Here is a 23,295-nt window from a genome sequence, read left to right as displayed (position 1 = left end):
AATGATGACTATGATTTAGCCGTGTAGATGACTAAAAATTAAAATTTGTAGCGAAAAGATTGTTATCTTCTCCTTCGGGGTTCTCTGTGCGATCGCATAGCTTCAATAATGGCGTGTCAGGAGATTTTACTACTTCTTCTAGAAGACCTTCTAACGACTTGATAATTAAGGAAATACGTTCGCTGGCAAATATATCTGTGTTATAGATTAACTTCAGATATAGTTCTACTTCGTCTACAAAAGTGAATTCTAGATCGAACTTAGCAGTGACAATTTCTTGGTCAATCAAGTTAACAATAATTCCATCTAACGCTAGGTCTACATTTTGATTATTTTGCAGTACAACTGCAATATCAAATAGGGGATTCCGGCTAGGATCGCGTTTGAAATTTAAATCTGATACTAGTTTGTCAAAGGGATATTCTTGATTATCGTATGCTTCTATTGTTGTTTGTTTCACTTTTGCAAGTAAAGTAGTAAAACTATCGTCTGCTGCTATTTGATCGCGTAAAACTAAAGTATTAACATAAAAACCTATTTGTTCTTCTAAATCAGGATGATTTCGTCCAGCAATGGGAGAGCCGACTGTAATCTCATTCTGTTCGGTATAGCGAAAGAGAAAACTTTTGACTAAAGTCAGTAAGCCCATAAACAAACTGGCTTCTTGAGTCTTGATTAATAACTCAAAATCCTTGATTGATTCTGGTCTTGGCTTCCAAATAATCGCAGTTCCAGAGAAACTTTGCACTGCTGGTCGAATGCGATCTAAAGGTAAGTCAAGACGCGCCGGAGTAGGAGTTAATTTAGCTAACCAGTAATCGCGTTGTGCTTGTAGTTTCGACATTTGCAATTGCTGGTCTTGCCAGTAGCTATAGTCTTTATAATGAATCCTCAGAGGTGGCGGTAATTCTACATTTTGTTGTCCGTAGGCATGATAATGTGCGAGAAAATCTTTAATTAAAACGCCTGCTGACCAACCATCTGAAATGATGTGGTGCATATTAAATAGAACTATATAACTCTGTTGACTGAGTTTTAGTAAGTTAACGTTGAGTAAAGGCCCTGTTTCCAAATCAAAAGTAGTTTTGGCATTGTTTTGAATAGCTTCAGCAATAATTTCTGATTGTTTTTCATACTCCATTAAGTCTATTTGTGTGACTGCAAAATTCATTTGCTCGTGTACGACTTGACGCGGTTCATTATTTATTAAGGTAAAGGTAGTACGCAAAATTTCGTGGCGTTGGATCAAATGTTGAAAAGCATTTTCAAAAGCAGCAATATTTAAATCACCGTTGAATTGATAAGCACTGGGCATTCCGTAGGCATTATGGTTGCGATCGAGGAATTCTAAAGCCCAAAGACGGCGCTGCCCATGAGACATAGGATAAGATGTTTGCTGAGTTATTGCTGGTATGGGTTCTTGATAGTCATATTGAGTTTTAGATATTAAAGCTGCTAATCCGACAATTGTAGGAACTTTAAAGAAGTCAGCCAATTTGACTGACACATTTAATTCTTTATGAACGTGAGTGATTACTCTCGAAAGCAGCAAAGAGTGTCCACCAATTTCAAAGAAGTTATCAAAAATACCGATGGGATGTTTAGTGAGAATTTTTTCCCAGATATTAACTAGCTTTGACTCTAAATTATTCCGAGGAGCAGTATAAGCTATTTGTGCGATCTTACCTGTTCCTTGAAGTTCGGCAAGCGATCGCAAGTCAATTTTCCCATGTCTAGTTAAAGGAAATTGCTTTAAAAAGATAAAGGAAGTAGGAATCATGTAAACTGGCAGAAAATCCGAGAGGAATTCTCTGATTTCTGAAATTTTTATCTCTTTATCAGTTTGACAATAGGCAGATAACTGAGTTTGATTATTTAACTCTGTCGGTAACACAATTGCTCTCTCAATCTGGGCATAACGGCTAAGTTGGTATTCAATTTCACCTGGATCTATACGATAGCCATTTACCTTAACTTGATTATCTTTTCGCCCCATAAATTCAATCACCCCTGGGGCAATTTGTTTACCTAAATCTCCCGTTCTAAAGAGAATTTTTTCTGGATTTAGAAAACTGGGTTGAAATTTTTCCTTGGTGATTTGAGGAAGATTGCGATAACCAGCGGCTAATGCTGCACCTTCTACGCAAATTTCACCTACTATATGCAAAGGTACGGTGTTATTAAATTCATCCAGGACAAATAATCGATTGTTATGGAAAACCTGACCAAGAGGTACGTCTGTATTTAAATTTTCGTCGATTGTATATTGAGATACTCCAACACAAGTTTCTGTGGAACCGTAGACATTGCTAATAATTTTCGCAGGGAAGCGTTTTCGTAAAGCGATCGCAGTTTCTCGGTCTAATTTTTCTCCGCCGCAAGAGATATATTTTAAGCTGGGGATAGTTTCTTCAGGTGCGAGTACAGCTAAAATTTCTCGATAAATAGATGGCGTTGTGTGCAGTGCATTTATTTGGTTTTCTTGTAAAAAGGAGACTAAATGTTCGATATGCTGTACTTCATACATATATAAAGCAGCACCTATGGTTAAAGGTAAGAATATATTACGAAAAGATGGATCGTGGGTGACAGGTGCAGTGAAAATATAGCGCCATTCAGGATGTTTCTCTAAGTCAAATGTGAGTCGTAAACTCCGAATTACATTCAAAATAGAGATGTGACGACCCATGACTCCTTTAGGATTTCCTGTGGAGCCAGATGTGTATAAAATGTAGGCAATTTGGCTATAGTCTGGTTTAAATTTAGGCTCAGTATTATCAAAATCTGCCAAAATATTATCGATTCGATCCAAACAAATTGCTTCGATTTCTTGAGGTAATTGGGAGACAAAGTTACTCTCCGTGAGACAGAGATTACAGCCACTATCTTTTAAAATAAAATCGATGCGATTACTAGGATATTGGGGGTCTATCGGTACATATGTTGCTCCAGTTTTAAAAGTAGCCAAGATGGCGATAATTAAGTTTTGATTGCGCCCGATCGCGAGTGCGATCGCTTTTCCGGAATCAATGTGATACTTCTCATGTAAGTAATTAGTTAAACGATTTACTTTCTCATTCAATTCTCTATATGTTAAAGTCGTTTCTTCAACTATTAATGCAGGTGCATCGGGTGTAGATTTGACTTGAACAATAAAGTCATCAATAATTGTAGAATTTGGGGGTAATTCTATTGTTTTCCCTGTTAATTCTGCCAATAATTGTTGTTGTTGCACTTGTGTTAATAAAGGCAACTCAGAAAGCAAACCATTAGCATTTTTAATTACCCCTTGCATCAAAATTTCAAAACTTTCTAGAAACTGTTTGATAGTTTCTGGTTTAAACAGTTCTGTATTGTAGTTGCAATAGATAATAAGTGCGTCATTGACTTCGATGAAATTAAAGCCTAAATCGAAGGGAGTGTAACCAATTGGCTCTGCTGGTAGCGATACTTGTAGTCCCTTAAACTCAGGTAGAGTTAAACTAGGGTCCATATTAAAAGATACGGATATCAGGGGAGAACGAGAAAAATCTCGTTGTAATTGTAAGGCTGCTAATAATTCTTCTAAGGCGTGACTTTGGTGTTTAAAAGCGGCTATGAGTGTTTCTTTGGTATGACGGAGATGTGCAACAAAAGAAGTAGTAATATCTGTCTGAATCCGAACTGGTAAAAATTGCGAACAAAAGCCAACTAATGTTTCGCTGCCTTCAAATTGTCGTCCTGAAATCGGAATACCAATTACTAAATCATCATGACCGGAAATTCGACGCAGAAAAGCTGTGTAAGCAGCGAACATTGTCATAAATAATGTCGCTTGATTTTTGCGTCCTACAATTTGCAAATTTTGCCACAGTTGAGGAGCAATAATTTTACTTTCTCTACCGCCTGTGTAAGTTTTGACAGCAGGACGGGGAAAGTCTGTAGGAAGCTCAAATACGGGGATTTCTCCCTCATAAGTTTTCAACCAAAAAGCACGATGCTCTTGCATCTGTGAACTTTGTGCTTCTTGCTGTCGCAAAGCTAAATATTGGCGAAACTGCATTGGTGGCGCTAAAGAGTCTGTAACAACACCAATTTTTGCTGAATAAAGTTTGCCAATTTCATTCAAAATTAGCCCTAATGACCAACCATCTGCAACGATATGATGAGTTTTTAAAGATAGCAGATAATGTTCGGGTGCTAAACGCATCAGCACAGCCGCAAATAAAGGAGCAACACCCAAGTCAAAAGGCTTTTGAGATAACTCAGTTCTTAATACTAAAGCAGTTGCTTCGGGATTATCTTCATCCATCAAATTGATTAACGGTAGGTCAATTTTGACACTACCGATAACTTCTTGGAGTTCGCCTTGTTCTAATATTTGGGTTCGTAACGCTTCATGACGATTGACTACTTCATTAATCGCTTGCTGTAAAGATGAAATATCTAAAAAACCACGCAATTCTAAAGAAGTAGTAACGTTATATGATGCTGAAGCGGTTGTATCTAATTCTGCCAATAACCAAAGCTGACGTTGCGCTTCATTGGTAGAAAATTTTTGGTTTAAATTATTCCTACCATCTTCATCGTCAGAGCGATCGCTTGCTTCTCTTTTCTTTGCTTGTGGTGATTTGGCATTTTCAAAAAAACTTGCTTGTTGAAGTTCTATAATCGCTTCTTTGACAGCAGCAACTACTTTGTCTATATCTTCATTAGTATGACTAGTTGAGAGAAAACAAACTCGTTTTTCCCATGTATACACACCTTTGAGATTTAGCAAGTAGTAAAAGAGTGGTAATTCGATTGGTTGTAAGAAAATACTATAAGCGCCAAAAGATTCAAAGCGAAACAAAGAGCCAAAATGAACAATGCGGATAGGAATTCCTGTTTCTTGAAAGAACTGATTAACTTCAGTAGCTAATCGATTAGTTAATTGATTTACTCTTTCTTGAATAGTTGCGCCTTGTTCGCGTAAATGTAAAAGTACTGCACGACAAGCAGCCAAAGCCAAAGGATGACGACAGAAAGTACCGCCATAAGCAGTTAATTCTGTTTGCGGATGGGAATCATCTCCATAACTCCAGAAACCGCCATCAATTGTATCTAAGAAATCTGCTTTGCCACAGATCGTACTAATAGGCAAACCACCACCAATTGCCTTACCATAAACTACTATATCTGCGTCAACATCAAACCATTCCTGCGCTCCTCCTGGAGTAATGCGAAATCCAGTAATAATTTCATCAAAAATGAGGGCAATTTCTTTTTGTTGAGTCAATTTTCGTAATTTTTGCAGAAATTCTTTAGGCTGTAAATCGGGTTTACGGCTTTGCACAGGTTCTACTAAAACTGCTGCTAAATTATCAGCTTGAGTAGCAATTATTTCTAGACTTTCTTCGGCTCCATATGTAAGAACTATGACATCTTCAACCATTCCTAATGGTGTCCCAAGACTCAATGGTTGAGCTGTTCCCGCTTCCTCTCCAACTCGCGCTAAAATGCCATCAAAAGTACCGTGATAAGAACCAGCAAAAATCACAATTTTTTGGCGTTTTGTCCGAGAACGAGCAATACGAACTGCTGCCATAATCGCTTCTGTACCAGTATTACTAAAAGCGACTCGCTCCACACCTGTCATTTCACAAATTAAAGCAGCCGTTTCTGCTGCAATATTAGACTGCATTCCTAATCCGATTCCGTGTTGCATTTGTTGCTGAATTGCTGACAACACAAAATCAGGACTATGCCCAAAAAAGTTAACACCAAACCCCATTGCTAAGTCGATGTAATCATTGCCATCGATATCACGAAAATATGCTCCTTGGGCTGATTCTGAAACAATGGGATACTGAAATTCTTTTAAAGCCATACGGAAGTCAATGGTAGGTTTAACATCAACCATTGTCTTGCGGCTATTTTGCGAATATGCCTTAGATTTCGCTGTTTTTTGGTTATAAATAATCTCTAAGTTTTGGATAAAAGCTTGCTGTTGTTCTGTTAAAGATTTATTCTCTGCTAGCTTTAAGGCTAATGGGTTTAAATTTGGAGAATTAATTTTTTTGGTAGGAGTTGCAGTTTCTATTTTGCTTGTTTTAGGAGTAGGTACAATTTCTGTCTGACTAAACAAAACTTCTGATGTATTGCTCGGTGCGACAGATACAGATTGGAGTATTTCTAATTGCTTGATAATAGTTTTTTCATGTATATCTTTGAGTTCTTTCAAAGATTGCAATTGAGCCATCATCAAAGCTTCTTTGCCAGAGGTTGGTGTTGATACAGCTACTGTTTTTGCTTGGTTATCAATAGCGCTTTCAGCAGAGGTGGAAGCAATAATTAACTCTTGTCCATTGTAGATGCTGGTATTATTCTGTTTAGAAAAACTATCCGCAGTAGCAAAACCGCAGCGTTTTAAAACAGCACACCAACTTTCTCCACTTAACAATGGAGTATCTATACGTAACTCTTTGTCTTGAAAGCGCCACCATCCTGGTGTGAGTCCAAAGGTTAAATCAAGCCAGGAATTATTTTCTACTGTTTCTAGTAGTACTAAATAACCACCAGGTAGTAGTAATTCTCGAATATTATTTAGTGTTTCTGTAATATTTCGGGTACTATGAAGCACATTAGCAGCAACAACTATATGATAAGAATGTGCTGTAAGCCCTTGAGAAACTGGTGATTTTTCAATATCTAATTGATGGAAGTTGAGATTATCTCTGTGTTTAAACTTTTGACGCGCTTTATTCAGGAGAACAGGGGAAAGTTCGGTGAAAGAATAATTAGTATCATTGAGATTTAAATTATTAATAATTGCTTCCGAAGTTGCACCTGTACCACCTCCCACTTCGATAATTTGGTAAGGGCGATCGCTACTAGAAAAACTCTTTAAAATGGAGTTAATTTCTTGGGCTACTCGTTGATTCATCAAACGAGATACCGGAGAATTACCATATATACTTTCTGCATGAACTACTGAACCTGCTGGGAAAATTAACTCTAAAGGATCTATATTTCCTTTCAGGACTTCTGCTAGATTTTCTCCACAGCGTTGCAGCATTTCTAACTCAGGTTTTGCTGCTGGACAAGTAGTTTGCAGATTTTCTATAGCTTCTGGTAAAGAAAAAGGTGTAGGTAGGTTTCGTACTATCCAGATGTTACCTTGATTTTGAATAATTCCAGCTTGTTCTAAAGTTTTTAAATAACGAGTAATTAAAATATGATATTTGGGAGCAATAGGCAAAATTTGTAATAAGTTTTCTGTTGTCCAAGTTTCTGCTATTTTTAGTTTCTTACCTAATACTTCTAAAGCTTTCAATATATAGGCAATACTAATCGGTTGTAATTGGGAAATTACCCACAGATAATTATTTAATTCTGAGTCAGAATTAGATACTTTATTAGAGTTTTTATTTAGTATAGTAGCTACTGAAGATGTTTCTAATGGTTTTGGTTCAATAAAATCAGATAGATAATTAGCTATTTCAGCAATTGTTTGCAAATCGGTAAATAATCGATCTATCTTAACTTTAACGCCAAACTTCTCTTCAACTTTACGAGCAAAGTCAGTCAAAATAATTGAATCTGCCCCTAGATTTAATAAGGTTTCATCATCTCTAATGTCATTTTCATCTTCTTTGAGCAACAGAGCTAAGATAGACTTTAACTGATTGCCGATTTCTTGCTGATGTTTTTGGATATTTGAAACTTTTGCTACAGTCATCTTGGTCTCCATTAGCTCGTTTTCTACAGGCATTTCTTTGATTGAACTTGATTCGACTGAAATAGCAGATTTAAATTCAAACCTTTTTCGTTGAAAAGGATAGTTTGGTAATTGAATATTTCTGTAACCGTAATCTTCATTGAATTTTTCGGCGTTAAAATTTACTCCATGAATGTAGAGTTGGGCTAGTGTTGATAACATCGTCTGCCAGTTATCCAAACCTCTATTGAGAGAACTCAGCCAGATAACTTCATCGTGATAACGGCGACCTTGTTCTGCAAGTATTGGTCTTGGCCCCACTTCTAAAAACAGGTTGTATCCTTTGTTTAACGCCGTAATCAGACTTTGCAAAAATTGCACGGGTTGACGGCATAGTTGTCTCCAGTAGCTTGCATCGGGCGCATTTGCTAAAGGTTGTCCGTCAATGCCTGAAATTAGCAAAACTTGAGGATGATTGTAGGAAATATTACGAGCAGCAGTTTCAAATTCATCTAAAATTGACTCCATTAATGGAGAGTGAAAAGCACCGTCAACTGATAGTAATTGTACAGCTATTTTTTGGTGTTTGCAGTTAACAATAATCTCATCAACGCTATTACTTTCTCCAGAGATGACAATTTGTTGAGGATGGTTAATAGCTGCAATTGAAACTGTCTTACTATAATTTTGAATTAAAGAAATTACTGTAGCTTCATCTGCAAAAATTGAAGCCATTTTTCCTGTAGGCGCAGTTTGCATTAATTGCCCACGTTTCACAATTAATTCTAGACCTGCTTCTAAACTAAATACTTTTGCAATACAAGCTGCGACATATTCACCAACACTATGACCAATTAGTAAACTTGGTGTAATTCCCCAAGATTGCCACAACATGGCAACTGAATATTCAAGAGCAAATATAGCTGGTTGAGCGTATGCAGTTTGATTGAGTAAATCTGTGCGATCGCCAAATAATATATCTTGTAGTGGATACTCTAAATAATTCGCTAAAATATCTGCACATTTGTCAATATATTTACGGAATGTAGGTTGGGTTTGGTAAAGTTGATGACCCATACCTGCATAACAAGCTCCTTGACCAGTGAAAAGAAAGGCAATTTTTGGCTGTTTTTCTCCTGCGAAACGTTGATAAAAAGTCAAATTATCAATAGTTTTTTCGTCAGCAAAAGTCGCTAATTTTTGTTGCAATTCTGGTAATGTATCTGCAACGATCGCTAAACGTTCGGGTAAAGGCGCTCTACCTATAGCCGCACTATGACAGATATCGCCAATTTCTGGATGAGATTCTAGGTGGATGTGAAAACGTTGTGCTAGTTCTTTTAAAGCTGTTTCTTGATGAGCGGAAATCATCAATAGATGACTAGGACGTTGTAGCTTAATTTCCGGTGTGTTTGCAACAGGCGCTTGTTCGATAATTACATGAGCATTTGTTCCAGAAAAACCGAAGGAACTGACACCAGCAATGCGGACTTGGCCATTGTTCGACCAGGGTATGGTTTGATGAGGAATTTCGATCGGATACCCTTGCCAATTAATCAGAGGATTAGGTTCTTGGAAGTGAAGATGAGGCGGAATCTCACCATGTTGGAGGGCAAGAATTGTCTTGATTGTGCCTGCTATCCCGGCGGCGGCTTCGAGATGTCCGATATTAGTCTTCACTGAACCGACGTAAAGTGGTTGCGATCGCTTTCCATAAACAGCGGCGATCGCATTCATCTCAATGGGATCGCCTAAAGAGGTTCCCGTGCCATGTGCTTCTATATACCCGACTTCCTGGGGTTTGACTCTGGCATCAGCTAAGGCTTGACGAAGTAAATCTTGTTGGGCGGGGCCGCTGGGAACTGTTAACCCGGCGGCTGCACCGTTATGATTGACCGCAGATCCTCGGAGGAGGGCGAGAATGCGATCGCCATTTTTTTCAGCCACAGATAAGCGTTTGAGTACTAAAACTCCGCATCCTTCGCCCCGCACATATCCATTTGCAGCTGCATCAAAAGTTTTGCAACGACCATCGGGAGACATCATCCCCGACTGGGAAAGGTTAATCGTAATTGCCGGATTTAAGAGCAGATTTACCCCAGCTACCAAAGCTAGTTCGCATTCATGATTTCTTAAACTGCGAATAGCTTGGTGAATGGCAACCAGTGAAGAAGCACAGGCTGCATCAATAGACATACAAGGGCCGCGCAGGTTGAGAAAATAAGATAACCTACCTGCTGCGGCACTCAGGGCGTTTCCCGTACCAAAAAAAGAATCGATTTCATCGTAGTTGCTTTTGTAGACTGTCATCGCGTGGTCAACACTAGTTATACCGACAAATACACCCACGCGATCGCTTGCTAAATTAGTTGGTGGTAAATTAGCGTTTTCTAAAGCTTCCCATGTCACCTCAAGTAGTAACCTTTGTTGGGGGTCCATTGAGGTTGCTTCGCGGGAAGATATAGAGAAGAAACGGGCATCAAATTCTGTAATATCCTCTTGTAAAAATCCTCCATAACGAGTGTTCATTTTGCCGGGAGTAGGTTCGGGAGCATAAAATTTTGAGATATCCCAACGGCTTTTAGGAACTTCTACAATTGCGTCAAGTCCGGCTTTACAGTAATTCCAATAAGCTTCAGGAGAATTTATGCCTCCAGGGAAACGACAACCCATCCCAACAACAGCAATTGGCTCGCTTTGTCTAGTTTCTAATTCGGTAATGCGAGCCTGCATTGCCTCCATTTTTGTTAAGGTTGATGCTATGAGTTTTTTATAATCTGTAGTTTGAGCCATGCTTCTATCCGCAATTTTTTTATTTTATATAAATATCTAATCGGGTTTTTCTCCTGAAAATAAAAGATAGTCATCAAAAGCCATAAACCACCCCCTATCTCTCGACCAAGCTTCAATTCCTGGATTATCTTTCTGGAGATCGATCGCTAAATCGTGTTTACTAATTCCTTTACCTACTTCGGCAAAGTAACGCACAGCAGCCGGCCAAACATATTCGCTAATTGATACAGCTTGGATATTTACAAATCCATGCTTTTTGAGTTTTTCAACATAAATATTTCGGTCATATTGGTTGGCGAAAGGAATACACATTTTCTTGCTATTGACGCGCAGCCAAAAGTCAATATCTCGTCCAACTCTCGGCAAACAATCTGCTAATGCTAATTTTCCACCAGGGCGCAAAACTCGAAATGCTTCAGCAAAAAAATCTTCACGAGTATTGAAATGAAAAGCACATTCTAAAGCTGTAACTTTATCAAAAGAATTGTCTTCACAAGGAATTTTTGTTGCCGAACCAACCTGAAGATTTATGCGTTCGGCTAATCCCGCTCTAGCTACTCGTTCTTGAGCAATTTCTACTTGTAGCTCTGTAGTATTTATCCCAGTAATTGCATCTACATTGTTTTCACGTACCCAAAGGATATCTTGTTCGGCAAAACCGAAGCCGACATCTAAAACTTTGTCTCCAGGGCTAAGTTCGGCAATTTCTCCTAATTTACGGGCTAAAGCGGCACAAGCTCCGTCATAAGTAGTTTCTTCTTGCCAATAACCAAAGTTGAGCCATTGGGGAATATTGGGATTGTGAAGATCGCGATCTCGTTTTGCTATCCCGGTGTAAAGGTCAGACACCTCAAATTTATCTTGTAAAAACCAGATTTCCTTAAGTGGATTCTGGATGAATTCTTTGATAATTATCCAGCGATTGCGCCATTCATCATTGAAAGGGATTTTGCCAATATTTTCCAAAGCTATACCTCCTATTTGTAAAATAAAAATTTTCGCTGCACTGAAAGTTTTATAGCGTTTCCCACTCTAGTGAGATACGAAATCACCCCTCCCCAGCCCTCCCCTTGCCAAGGGGAGGGTGCGCGACAGCGCGGGTGGGGTGTATTTTATGTATTTGGGAATTGCTATAATATTTACTCACCATATTCCTCCAGCTCTGCTAACTTTTGATTAAGTAGTATAGCCAATTCATCTTCATTGAGACTTTCATAAGGATTCAAAGTATCGCTATTATGTATTGCGATCTCAAAATCAATATGCTTTGCTAAAACTTCTGCCTGTAGATAATTGCTGAGACTTGCAAGATTAGGATAATCAAAAATTATAGAAGTAGGTAAAGTGCAAGCTAAGTTACTTTCCAGCCGATTTTTAAATTCTAATACCATTAACGAGTTTAAACCTAACTCTAAAAATGAGGTATTTTGAGGAATAACACTACTGGCAGCTAATCCAGTAACTTCGCGTAAAATTTGCTCAATTCCTTGAGATAAACTTTCTATTCGCTCATCTATGGGTGCAGATTTTAACTGTTCTAATAATTTTGCTTCTTTGCTATTTTCTTTGATTGCGATCGCTTCGGCAAAGAATGGTTGATTAATCTTAAAAGCTCGATCAAAAGTAGACCAATCAATATCAATAATAGCTCCTTGAGAAACGTTAGCCAGAATTAACTGGCTGAGATATTTTAGGGCAGTATCAGAAGACATACTTTGAATACCCCAATTAGCAAAACGTTGTTTGTCAATTTCATTTCCTGTATCCCATGCTCCCCAATTGATGCTGATACTTGGTAATCCTAAACTTTGCCGTTGCTGCATTAAAGCATCCATAAAAGCATTAGCAGCAGCGTAACTACTTTGTCCGGGCGAACCGAGAATCGCAGCAGCAGAAGAAAAGGCAACAAAAAAGTCTAAAGATAGGTTGCGGGTATAGCGGTCTAATAATAAAGTACCTTCTACTTTGGGACGCATGACATTTTGATATCTTTGCCAATTTTGATTGCTCAAAAGACCATCATCTAAGACACCAGCAGCGTGAATTACTCCACGTAAAGGAGGTAAATCTGCACCAAAACGGGAGAACATTTGTTCTATATCTGCGGCTGAGGTAATATCAGCACCGATAACTGTAATCTGTGTACCATTTTTAGTTAACGAGGCGATCGCTTCTGGTTGAGACTTAACATTGCGGCTACACAAAACTAAATGTCTAGCTCCCATTTCTGATAACCACTCAGCCATTAGCAAGCCCAGTTTACCTAAACCACCAGTAATTAAATAAGCTCCTTCTTTGCTAACTAACTGCTGTTTTTGAGCTGTAGGAATTGTAGCAGATACTAACCTTGCTCCATAGCGATTTCCTTGGCGTAAAGCTAGGCGTGACTCAGCGCTTGCAGCGTGGAATTCGTTGAATAAAAATTCAGCTTCATTAGGTTCTACCGTGGGTGATAAATCTAAACATACACAACGAATTTGCGGGTATTCATTATTAATTACTGCGCCTAATCCCCAAAGGGAAGATTGTTGAGGTTGCAAATCAGTCTCAGCTAGAACTCGATTTGCACCGCGAGTTATTAACCATAAATCAGGTAGTTTTTTCCAACTAGCGGTAAGAGTTTGAATTAAGTGCAATGCAGCATGACAACTATTGTAAACAGTATCCGAACATTCTTCATCAGATACATTTTCCCAAGCAAAAATCACACCCGTAGGAAATTCTCCCGATGGATATGCTTCTTGATATAAGCGCTGAAAATCAGATATTTGAGATGGATTGACGATAAACTCATCTTGAGAATGGCATTTATATTCATCACCAAATTCTACAGTAATAACTCGTTCTCCAGCTTCTTTCAATAAATCAATAGAATGATTCAATGCTGTTCCAGGATGTACAAACACTAACCAAGAATTGTGTTTTTCTGTAAGAGTTGGAACTGTATCAAGCTTTTGCCATTCAATTTTGTAAAACCAATTATTTTCATTTTCTTGCCATAAACGTTGTAAAACCGCCGGATTAGTACGCCGTGCTGTTAAGTCTGTAAACCGAGCGCAAAGCTGTTCTTGCTCATCGTAAATATCTACGTTTACGCATATTTCGCCGTTACTATTAGATTTAACATCAATGTGCGCCCAAGCTTGAGTTCCAGGATTGCCAAATAATTCTAGTGAAGAGAAACCATAAGGTAAATGCAATTCTTGGCCGTGAATTTCTGGGAAAGCCGCACCAACACTTTGCAAACAAGCATCTAAAAGCACGGGATGCAGGCTATATCGCCGATCTGCCAAACTGCGATCGATACTAATCTTAGCCTGAGAACCATTTCCTAAATAACTTAGCTCTTGAATAGCTTCAAACCCCTTACCATAGCTAATTCCCATCTGCTCATAAAGGTCATAAAATCTAGAAATCTCAATAGATTCTCCTTTTTTATCAGACCAATTCCTAACAGATGTGGGTATTTTTTGATTGTTGGGTTTAATTTCACCAGTTACATGAAGAATCCAGTTATCTTTTGCCGAATCACTACTAAATATCTCAAAACCATAGCCAAATGACTTGTTAGGCTTAAAAATCATTTGTAATATAGTTGGAGATTGAGATAAAAGTAATCCCTGATGAATAGACACATTTTGAATAATCGCCAAATTATCAGTAAATATTTTCTGGCTAGCTGCTAAAATCGCTTCAATAAAACCCGTAGCCGGAAATAAGATTTTTCCAAATACTTTGTGTCCTTCCAGATATTCTGGACGATCGGCACTTATCTCTCCCTCAAAAATAAATTCTTTCGTAGCTAGTTTTTTAACATCGCTAATAAAAGGATGTAACTTAGTTTTGATATCAGCTACAGAAAATTGTGAATTGGTTAGCCAGTAACGTTCTCGTTGAAATGGATAAGTAGGTAAAGTAATCCGCTTTCCTTGCTTAAATACCTCTGTCCATTCTACAGAATAACCATTCACAAAAAGTGTCGCTAAACTTCTGTACATCTGGGCTTGTTCATCTTGTCCAGGTACGATGCTGGGTAGCCATGATATTTCTTGGATTTGATAAGTTAGCCGTGCTATACCCAGTAACACAGGCTTCGGCCCTAACTCTAAAAAATGGCGATAACCACTGTCAATTAAGAATTTAAATCCTTGACCAAAATGCACAGTGTTGCGAAGATGGCGCAGCCAATAATCAGGACTAGTAATTTCTTGACCAATTGGTTTACCTGTGACATTACTAATAATATTCAAGTTTGGTTCGTGGAAAGAAATTTTATCTAAAACCTTGGCAAACTCATTAATAATTGGCTCCATTAACAGAGAATGAAAAGCATGAGATACTGCCAAGCGTTTAGTTTTATAACCCTGTTCTATAAAAGTTTTCTCTAGTTGTTCAACAATTTCACGCAAGCCAGAAATGACATTAATTGCGCCATTGTCTGCGGCAATATCTACTTGATTTTTATATGGAGCAAGATAATCTGCTACTGTTTGATAATCAGCATAAATCGCTGCCATTGCCCCATTATGCGGTAATTCTCCCATCAAGCGACCGCGTTGGACGACTAATTGCAAAGCATCTTCTAAAGAAAAGACTCCTGCTAAACAAGCGGCGACATATTCACCAATGCTATGTCCTAAAAGTGCAGCAGGTTGTATTCCCCAAGATTGCCATAATTTAGCAAGTGCGTATTCAAGTGCAAAAAGTGCTGGCTGTGTGATTTGAGTCTGTTCGAGCAACTCGCTATTTTGCAATTGAAAGATTAAATCTAACAGCGACTTTCCTAAAATCGGTTCTAAGATTTGGTTACAAAGATCCAAAGTCTTTTTAAAGACAGGTTCTTGGTTATAAAGAGTTTGTCCCATCCCTGAATATTGAGAACCTTGTCCTGAAAAGATAAAAGCTACATTGGGCTGATTTACTGATGTAATTGGCGTAATTACATGATGAGAATCTTCATCTTTTTGGAAATCAGCAAGTGCTGTTTGTGCTGTAGTAATTGAGTCGGCTAAGACACACAATCGATGCTGGAAAACAGCCCGTCCTGTACCGGCAGTAAAACAAGCATCTGCTAAATTAACAGATTCATTCAAAGCGTACTGATAATTTTTGGCTAACTCTTTGAGAGATTTTTCAGAACGAGCAGAAAGCGGCAGTAGGTAAAATTTATTCTCGGATTTTTGCGGAGAATTAGATGCAATTTCTCCAACAATAATATGAGCATTAGTACCACTAAATCCAAAAGAACTTACTCCCGCGATGCGTTCTCGTTCGCTAGAATGCCAGTCTTTTCCATGTACTGGAACTTCAAAAATATGAGAACTCCAATCAAAACGGGGGTTGGGTTTTTCAAAGTGAAGATGAGGAGGAATTTTGTGGTGTTGTAAGGCTAAAACAGTTTTAATTAATCCAGCAATTCCGGCTGCTCCTTCTAAATGTCCTAAATTAGTTTTGACAGAACCAATAATTAAAGGTCGATTTTGGGGGCGCTTCCCAAATACCGCAGCCATACTTTCTAATTCAATCGGATCGCCTAAAGCAGTTCCAGTACCATGAGCTTCGATAAAATCTATTTGCTCTGGTTTGAGTTTCGCTGTCTTCAATGCTTTATGTAATAATTTTTCTTGAGCATCGCCATTAGGTACAGTCAACCCACTACTTGGTCCATCGTGATTCACGGCTGTACTATGAACTTTAGCTAAAATGCGATCGCCATTTTTAACTGCTTGACTCAACCGCTTGAGAACAATCATCCCGCAACCTTCGCCGCGCACCATACCATTGGCACTCGCATCAAAAGTCTTGCAACGTCCATCGGGTGCAAGCATATGAGCGCGACTTTCTATTAAGGAAATTACCGGGGTTAACATGATGTTGACACCACCCGCCAAGGCAATGTCACATTCACCATTACGCAAAGCATTGCAAGCTAAATGTACTGCTACTAAAGAAGAAGAACAAGCAGTATCAACTGTCATTGATGGCCCTTGCAAGCCCAGTACGTAAGAAAGACGACCGGCGGCTACACTTACAGAAGTTCCAGAACCGGTATACGCGTTGATTGCTTCTGGTGCATGACTCAACTGGGCATAGTCTTGAGTCATCGCCCCCACAAAAACACCAGTTTGACTGTTGCGTAACTGCTGCGGATTTTGTCCGCCTGATTCTAAAGCTTGCCAAGTAGTTTCTAGTAGCAGGCGTTGTTGAGGATCTATAGCGACAGCTTCGCGGGGGATAATGCCAAAAAATTCGGCATCAAATCGATCTATTTGTTCTAAAAATGCTCCGTAAGGAGAATATATTTTTCCTGGTGTATCTGGGTCGGGATGATACCATGCTTGCATATCCCAGCGATCGCTGGGAATTTCTCTGACTGCATCTTTTCCTTGTTCTAAAAGTTGCCAGAATGATTCCAAATCATTCGCACCGCCAGGAAACCGACAAGCCATCCCCACAATCACAATTGGATCTTCTTCTTGTTGTGGTTTTTCTAAGAGGATGTTTGAAAAATCATCAAGTTTACGGAATAACCCCTCTCCAAACCTCTCCCCCAGTGGGGGAGAGGCTTTGAAACTCCCATTCCCTTGTAGGGAAGGGGGGCTAGGGGGGTTAGGTTGATTAGGATTGAGTTGTTGTACAGAAGTTTGCTGTTGAGAAATATTTAAAACTTCTCGCAGCAAATAATCTGCTAAAGTTTCCACATTGGGAAACCGAAAAGTAATTGTTGTGGGTAAAGAGCAATTAAAATCTGTTTGCAAAAGATTGCGAAGTTCTGTAGAGGTGAGTGAGTCCATCCCCATATCAAAAAAGCCTTGTTGGGGAGATACTTCATCGGTTGATAGTCCTAATACAGTGGAAACTCGCAAACTAATCTGGCGGATAAGTAAATCGCGGCGCTGTTTTACAGGTATAGTTTGCCATTGTTCTAAAATATTTGATGCAGTTTGAGATTTAACTTTTCCTTGAGGTAAGAAGTTTTGATAAAAGTTTTGATGAATGTATGGGAAACGCTTCCAATCAATAGCAATTACACCAGCACGGACAATCTTGTTAAACAAGATTTTTTCTAGAGTCTTGAGTGCTAAATCGGGTGCGATCGCATCATAACCTTTGGCGGCTAATCTTTCTAAGACATTGCGATCGACTGCTGCACCGATTTCGCTCCACGGCCCCCAATTGATGACTGTAGCTGGTAAATTGTGTGCATGACGATAATAGGTAAAGGCATCTTCAAAGGCATTGGCAGCCGCAGCATTAGCTTGTCCCGCCGAGCCAATTAACGACACCGCAGAGGTATAACAAACAAAAAAATCTAAAGGATCGTTCAGGGTTAGTTGATGCAGTAACCAAGTTCCTTTCACCTTGGGCGCGAGAACATGGTTAAAACGTTCTGGTGTCAGCCGCAGTAATGTTGTATCGTCTAATGTACCAGCGATGTGGAAAATTCCCCGCACTGGATATTGCGATCGGCATTCTTCTAGTAGGGCGTGCAGTTTCTCGCCATCTGTGATATCAACATCTTTAATTTGGATGTCTGCGTTACTGGATTGCAGACTTGTTATAATTTCAGGAGTGAGAGCTTTTGCACCACTGCGACTGCACAATACTAAATGACGAGCGCCACGTTCTATCATCCATCGGGCTGTGGCTAAACCTAATCCGCCTGTACCACCAGAAATTAGATAAAAGCCATCTTGACGGAAATTAATGTTTCCGTCTGCTAGTTTGCGCTCTACCAAACGCGGACAGAAACGTTGTTCGCCCCGCAAAGCAATGCGATTTTCTTGGGTGTTGTTGTAGATTTCTCTAAATAATTTTTCTGCTAAATCTTGTGTATGAGGATCTAAATCAATCGCTCTAAAATTGAGTTCTGGATGTTCTAGAACTAAGCTTAAAGCGATTCCCAATAAGGAAGATTGGGCTGGAGAAGTTAAGGTGGTGATTTCTTTTGCTGGTACAACACCTTGAGTGACAAGAATGAGTGCAGGGGGATTTTCTTGTTGTAATAATGCCTGAAGTAAAAATAGAAAACGTTTACAATGAATCTCTACTGCTCGATAAATTTCGCCTTCTATTTCTTGTAAGGGCCAGAGGTAGATGATTTCACGAGTTTCTGGTGTTATCAGCTTTTGTAATAGTGATAGATAATCGTCGGCGCGATCGGGATCGATTTCTTGAGGGTAAATGAGAGAACAAGCAACTCCCCTTTGTTGGAATGAGGTGATTAAACTGCGACTAATTTCTTTATTATCGGCAAAGATTAATTCATGAGAAACAGAGTTATGATGACCCTTTTCTTTAGCAAAGATGACGCTTTGTCGTAATAGATTGCGTGTCTCTGGTTTGGTTGGTTCGATGACGTTAACTTCTGCAAATCCATGATTAGCGAGTAAATTTTGCCAATGTTCAGTATCTACTAAAGGATAACCATTTCGGAGTGGATCTTGACTGCATAACCACCATCCCTCTGTTAAACCAAAGGTTAAATCTACCCAACGACGCGCCCCAGTACTTTCTAATAGTATTAGTAGAGCATCAGGAGCTATTAGAGAACGGACATTTGCAAGTGTTTTGTTAATATCTGTTGTGGCATGAAGGACGTTAGCAGCGATAATAATATCAAAATATCCGGGGAGAAATCCTTGAGTCAGGGGATTTTTTTCTATATCTAAAGTTTGATATTGAATGAAGGGATAATCACTAAAACTTTCTTTGGCTCTGGTTAAAAAACTAGAAGAAATATCGGTAAATATATATTCAATTTGCTCTTGAGGTAAATGTGGTAAAATTGCTGCTGTAGCAGAACCCGTTCCGCTGCCAATTTCGAGGATTCGTAACTGTCGATTTGTTGGTAAATTTGCTACTGCATTTTTAATTGTGTCCGCGACTAGTTCATTCATCAACTTAGCACCAGCCGCATCAGAATATACAGATGCGATCGCATTCAAATCGCCTTGAGGAAATAATAATTCTAATGGCTCAATTTGACGGCGCATCACCGCAGCTAAAGCCGATCCACAACGTTCTATCAGATTAATTTCTGCAAGGTAATCGGGATATTCGCTACGTAGTTGTTGAATTTGTAATTGAGATGAAGATATAACAAGTTCTTTTGCTAATAACCATCCATCTTTTTGCTGAGTAACTATTCCTTCCTCAGCTAAAATTGCTAAACACCGCGACAATAAAGGACGATAAAATTCAACTACTCCACCTTGATTCGCAATTTGTTCTTCTTGATAAATTTGACCTAGTTGGGGTTGCCAGTTTAGCTCTTTTAAACCTTCCCATATATAACTTACGCTTAAATTTTCCATTTCTTCAAGTAAGCGTTCATATTGCCGCAATTTTTCTGCTAATTGCTGTTCTAATTGCTGTGGTTTAACTTGAGTTTTAATAGCATCAGGATTTAGTAAATAATCTCTACCATCAGCTAATAATGGTGCTAAAGGCATCCATTCTTCTATGTAAGATTGTGGTTGTATTTCACGGCGGATAATTTCTTGACGTTGAACAGCTTTGAGTTCAAATCCTGTAATTGTTACTAGTAACTCACCTTGCTCTGAATAAATATCAATATCAGAGATGATAAAATTATCAGAATTTTTAGTTAGTCGAGCTGCACTGATGACACTATCACCTGGAGATTTAAAAAATTGAAATTTAGCAATGCGGACTGGTACATAAGTTACAGATGATTCTTGCTGAAATAAAATTGCTGCGATCGCCTGAAAACAAGCATCCAACATCGCCGGATGAAAACGATAGTTTTTCGCTTCTAAATTCTGACTATTTGTTAACTGTATTTCAGCGAATACACTATTTTTACCATATTGAAGCTTATTGATTATTTTAAAGCTACTACCGTAATTTACTCCAGATTTTTGGTAGGTTTCATAAAAAGAATTAATCTCAACATGTTCTGGACAATTAGCTATTATTTGCTCAATGTTTTGGGAAAAATCTATTAATTTTAAGTTATCAACTTCTCCAGTAACAAGTACATCCCAATTATTAACGCTTTGCTGATATATTTGAAAATGATTTTGTTCAATAATTAACTGTAATGTATCCTCTTGTTCTTGCAGTAATAATGCTTTTTTAAATTCGATATTTTCTAAAATCACAGCTTGGCTTTGTGCCGCAGCTAACGCCATTTCAATAAATGCTGCACCGGGAAATATCGGTTTATCAAAAACTTGATGTTCTGCTAAAAACGCTGGGTTGTTCTGACTAATACTAGCTCGATATTGAATAGAAGATAAGGGAGAAGGGAAGCGATCGCCTAGTAAAGGATGTCCAGAGCGATGATGAGATTTAGTAGCATCTACCCAGTAGCGCTTGCGGATAAAAGGAGAATTGGGTAAACTAATTTTTTGTCCAGAGCGAGAGCGATGAAATTCTTGCCAATTAATATTTACTCCTCTTACATATAGTTGGGCTATGACTGTTTGAATTTGTTTATAGTTACTGCCATCTTTGGCTAAACTACATAAGTAAATGATTTCATTTGCTGGTAAATTACTACGCTCGACATTAATTATGGGTTGATTTCCAATTTCTAGAAATATTTGATAGCCCATCTGATGCAAAGTTACAATTCCTTTTTCAACATTTTCTGATTGACGTAGCTGTTGCACCCAATAAGCGGCTGTTTTAATAGATTTACTAGCAACTTCACCATTATTAGCAATTAAAGTGAGTTGGAAATTACTATAAATAACTTCTTCAGCTACTTTTTGAAAAGCTAAAAATTTGCTTTCTTCAGTTTGTTTGTTAAATAAATGAGCGCGATTTGCAACTAATTTAACTGCATCTTCAATTGAAAAAACTCCAGCTTGTTGAGCAGCCAGATACTCACCAAAGCCAGAACCTAAAACCGCAGAAGGGTAAATTCCCCAAGATTTCCATAGTTCACACAGCGCATATTGCAGTGCAAATAATGCTGGTTGAACATATAAAGGATCGTTTATATCTTGATTGTTATCAAGTAACTTTTCTAGAGAGAAATTTAAATGATTTTGGAATAGGCGATCGCATTGCATCAAAGCATCACGAAATGCAGGCTCATTTACAAAAAGCTCTTTCCAAATTCTTGAAAATATAGCTGTTGCCTCATTGCAAACAAAAGCAATTTTAGTGTTTCCTCTTGCCTCATCGCAAATAATATTAGTTTCTCGCTCATTACCACTAGCAAAAGCTCGAAGTTGTTCTTGAAAACTGGCAATGTTGGAAACTAATAAAGATAATCGCTGTTTATGATGAAAACGACCTGTATTTAAAGAAAAGGCGATATCAGTTAAGTTAACTTCTGGTTTTTGGTCAATATAATTAACAAAGTTAGCAGCCAATAAACGCAAACGTTCTTCATCTTTAGCAGACAGAGTAAATAGTAGAGGAAATGTATTTGTAGTTGGAGATTGCACTTGCGGAGGTTCGCTCAATATCGCATGAGCATTAGTTCCCGATGCTCCGAAAGAACTGACTCCGGCGGCTTTTATTTTGCCATTACCTTGAGACCAAGGACGAGTTTTTGTCACTACCTGGAGAGGTAAGCTATCCCATTTAATATGAGAATTTGGTTTTTGCAAATTGAGATGAGCCGGAATTTCAGCATGATAGATAGATAATATCGTCTTGATCAATCCAGAAATCCCCGCCGCCGCCGCTAAATGACCGAGATTTGTTTTGACAGAACCGACTAACAAAGGTTGGGATGAAGAACGATTGACACACAAAGCATCAGCGATCGCTTTAATTTCAATCGGATCTCCCAAAGATGTACCAGTACCGTGAGCCTCGACATAATCAATGACATCAGCACTCAAACGAGCGTCAGCCAGAGCTTCACGAATCAATTCTGTCTGCATGGGGCCGTTAGGAACTGTAAAGCCGCCACTCGCACCATCGTTATTAACAGCTGTTCCCCGAATTAACGCCCAAATGCGATCGCCATCTGCTAAGGCATCACTCAACCTTTTTAAAACGACGACTCCGCAACCTTCGCCAATCCCAAATCCATCGGCACTTTCGTCAAAGGTTTTGCACCTACCATCAGCAGCTAACATCTGATTTTTGCACAAGGCGATCGCTACTTCCGGTGTCAAAATCAGGTTCACTCCTCCCACCAAAGCCTGACGACATTCCTGGGCGCGCAAAGAACGGCAAGCTAAATGCACTGCTACCAGCGAAGAAGAACAAGCTGTATCCACAGCCAAGCTGGGGCCATTGAGATTTAAAAGATAAGAAATGCGTCCGGCAGCAGCATTTATATGGTTGCCAGAGATATGATAAGCCCCAACTGTGCTATAATCTCCTCCTGGTGCAATCAGACGAGCATAATCATTGTTTGTGATGCCAATAAAAACACCAGTTTTGCCAATTCTGGCAGTAGGCGCAGCCATTCCCGCATCTTCTAACGCTTCATAGCCAACTTCTAACAGTAACCGTTGCTGGGGATCGATATGCAAAGCTTCTCTCGGTGCAATTCCGAAAAAGTGTGCGTCAAACATCGAGACATCATCGAGAAAACCGCCTTGAGATACATAGATTTTGCCAGGTTTACCACGGTCTGAGTCATAAAAATCAGATATATTCCAGCGATCGCTTGGTACATCTGTTAGCGTATTACCACCAGCTTTGAGAAAAGACCAAAAAGCTTCAGGAGTAGAAATATTTTTACCAAAACGACAACCCAAACCAACAACTGCGATCGGTTCGCTTTGTTGAGCTTCAACAGCCTTTAATCTCTCCTTCGCTTCATTCAGTGCCTTAAACACCCTAGCTTGGACAGACTTATCGTTACTTGATATCTCCAACTCCAT

At 38.9% G+C, this 23,295-nt stretch carries 3 protein-coding genes; all 3 read right to left on the bottom strand.

Annotation, left to right across the window (positions count from 1 at the left end; all coding sequences use genetic code 11):
* Positions 1-31: 31 nt before the first annotated feature.
* On the bottom strand, positions 32-10,471 hold the full coding sequence (locus ACR5KR_RS04920) for an amino acid adenylation domain-containing protein (protein ID WP_448265690.1): 10,440 nt from the start codon (positions 10,469-10,471) through the stop codon (positions 32-34).
* Positions 10,472-10,507: 36 nt separating this feature from the next.
* Entirely contained in the window at positions 10,508-11,437 is a 930-nt protein-coding gene (locus ACR5KR_RS04915) for an SAM-dependent methyltransferase (RefSeq protein WP_445627528.1), read from the bottom strand.
* Positions 11,438-11,610: 173 nt separating this feature from the next.
* On the bottom strand, positions 11,611-23,295 hold the full coding sequence (locus ACR5KR_RS04910; RefSeq protein ID WP_448265689.1) for an SDR family NAD(P)-dependent oxidoreductase: 11,685 nt from the start codon (positions 23,293-23,295) through the stop codon (positions 11,611-11,613).

It is taken from the genome of Nostoc sp. DSM 114159 (genome assembly GCF_053470285.1).
This window is presented reverse-complemented; position numbering and strand designations above follow the sequence as displayed.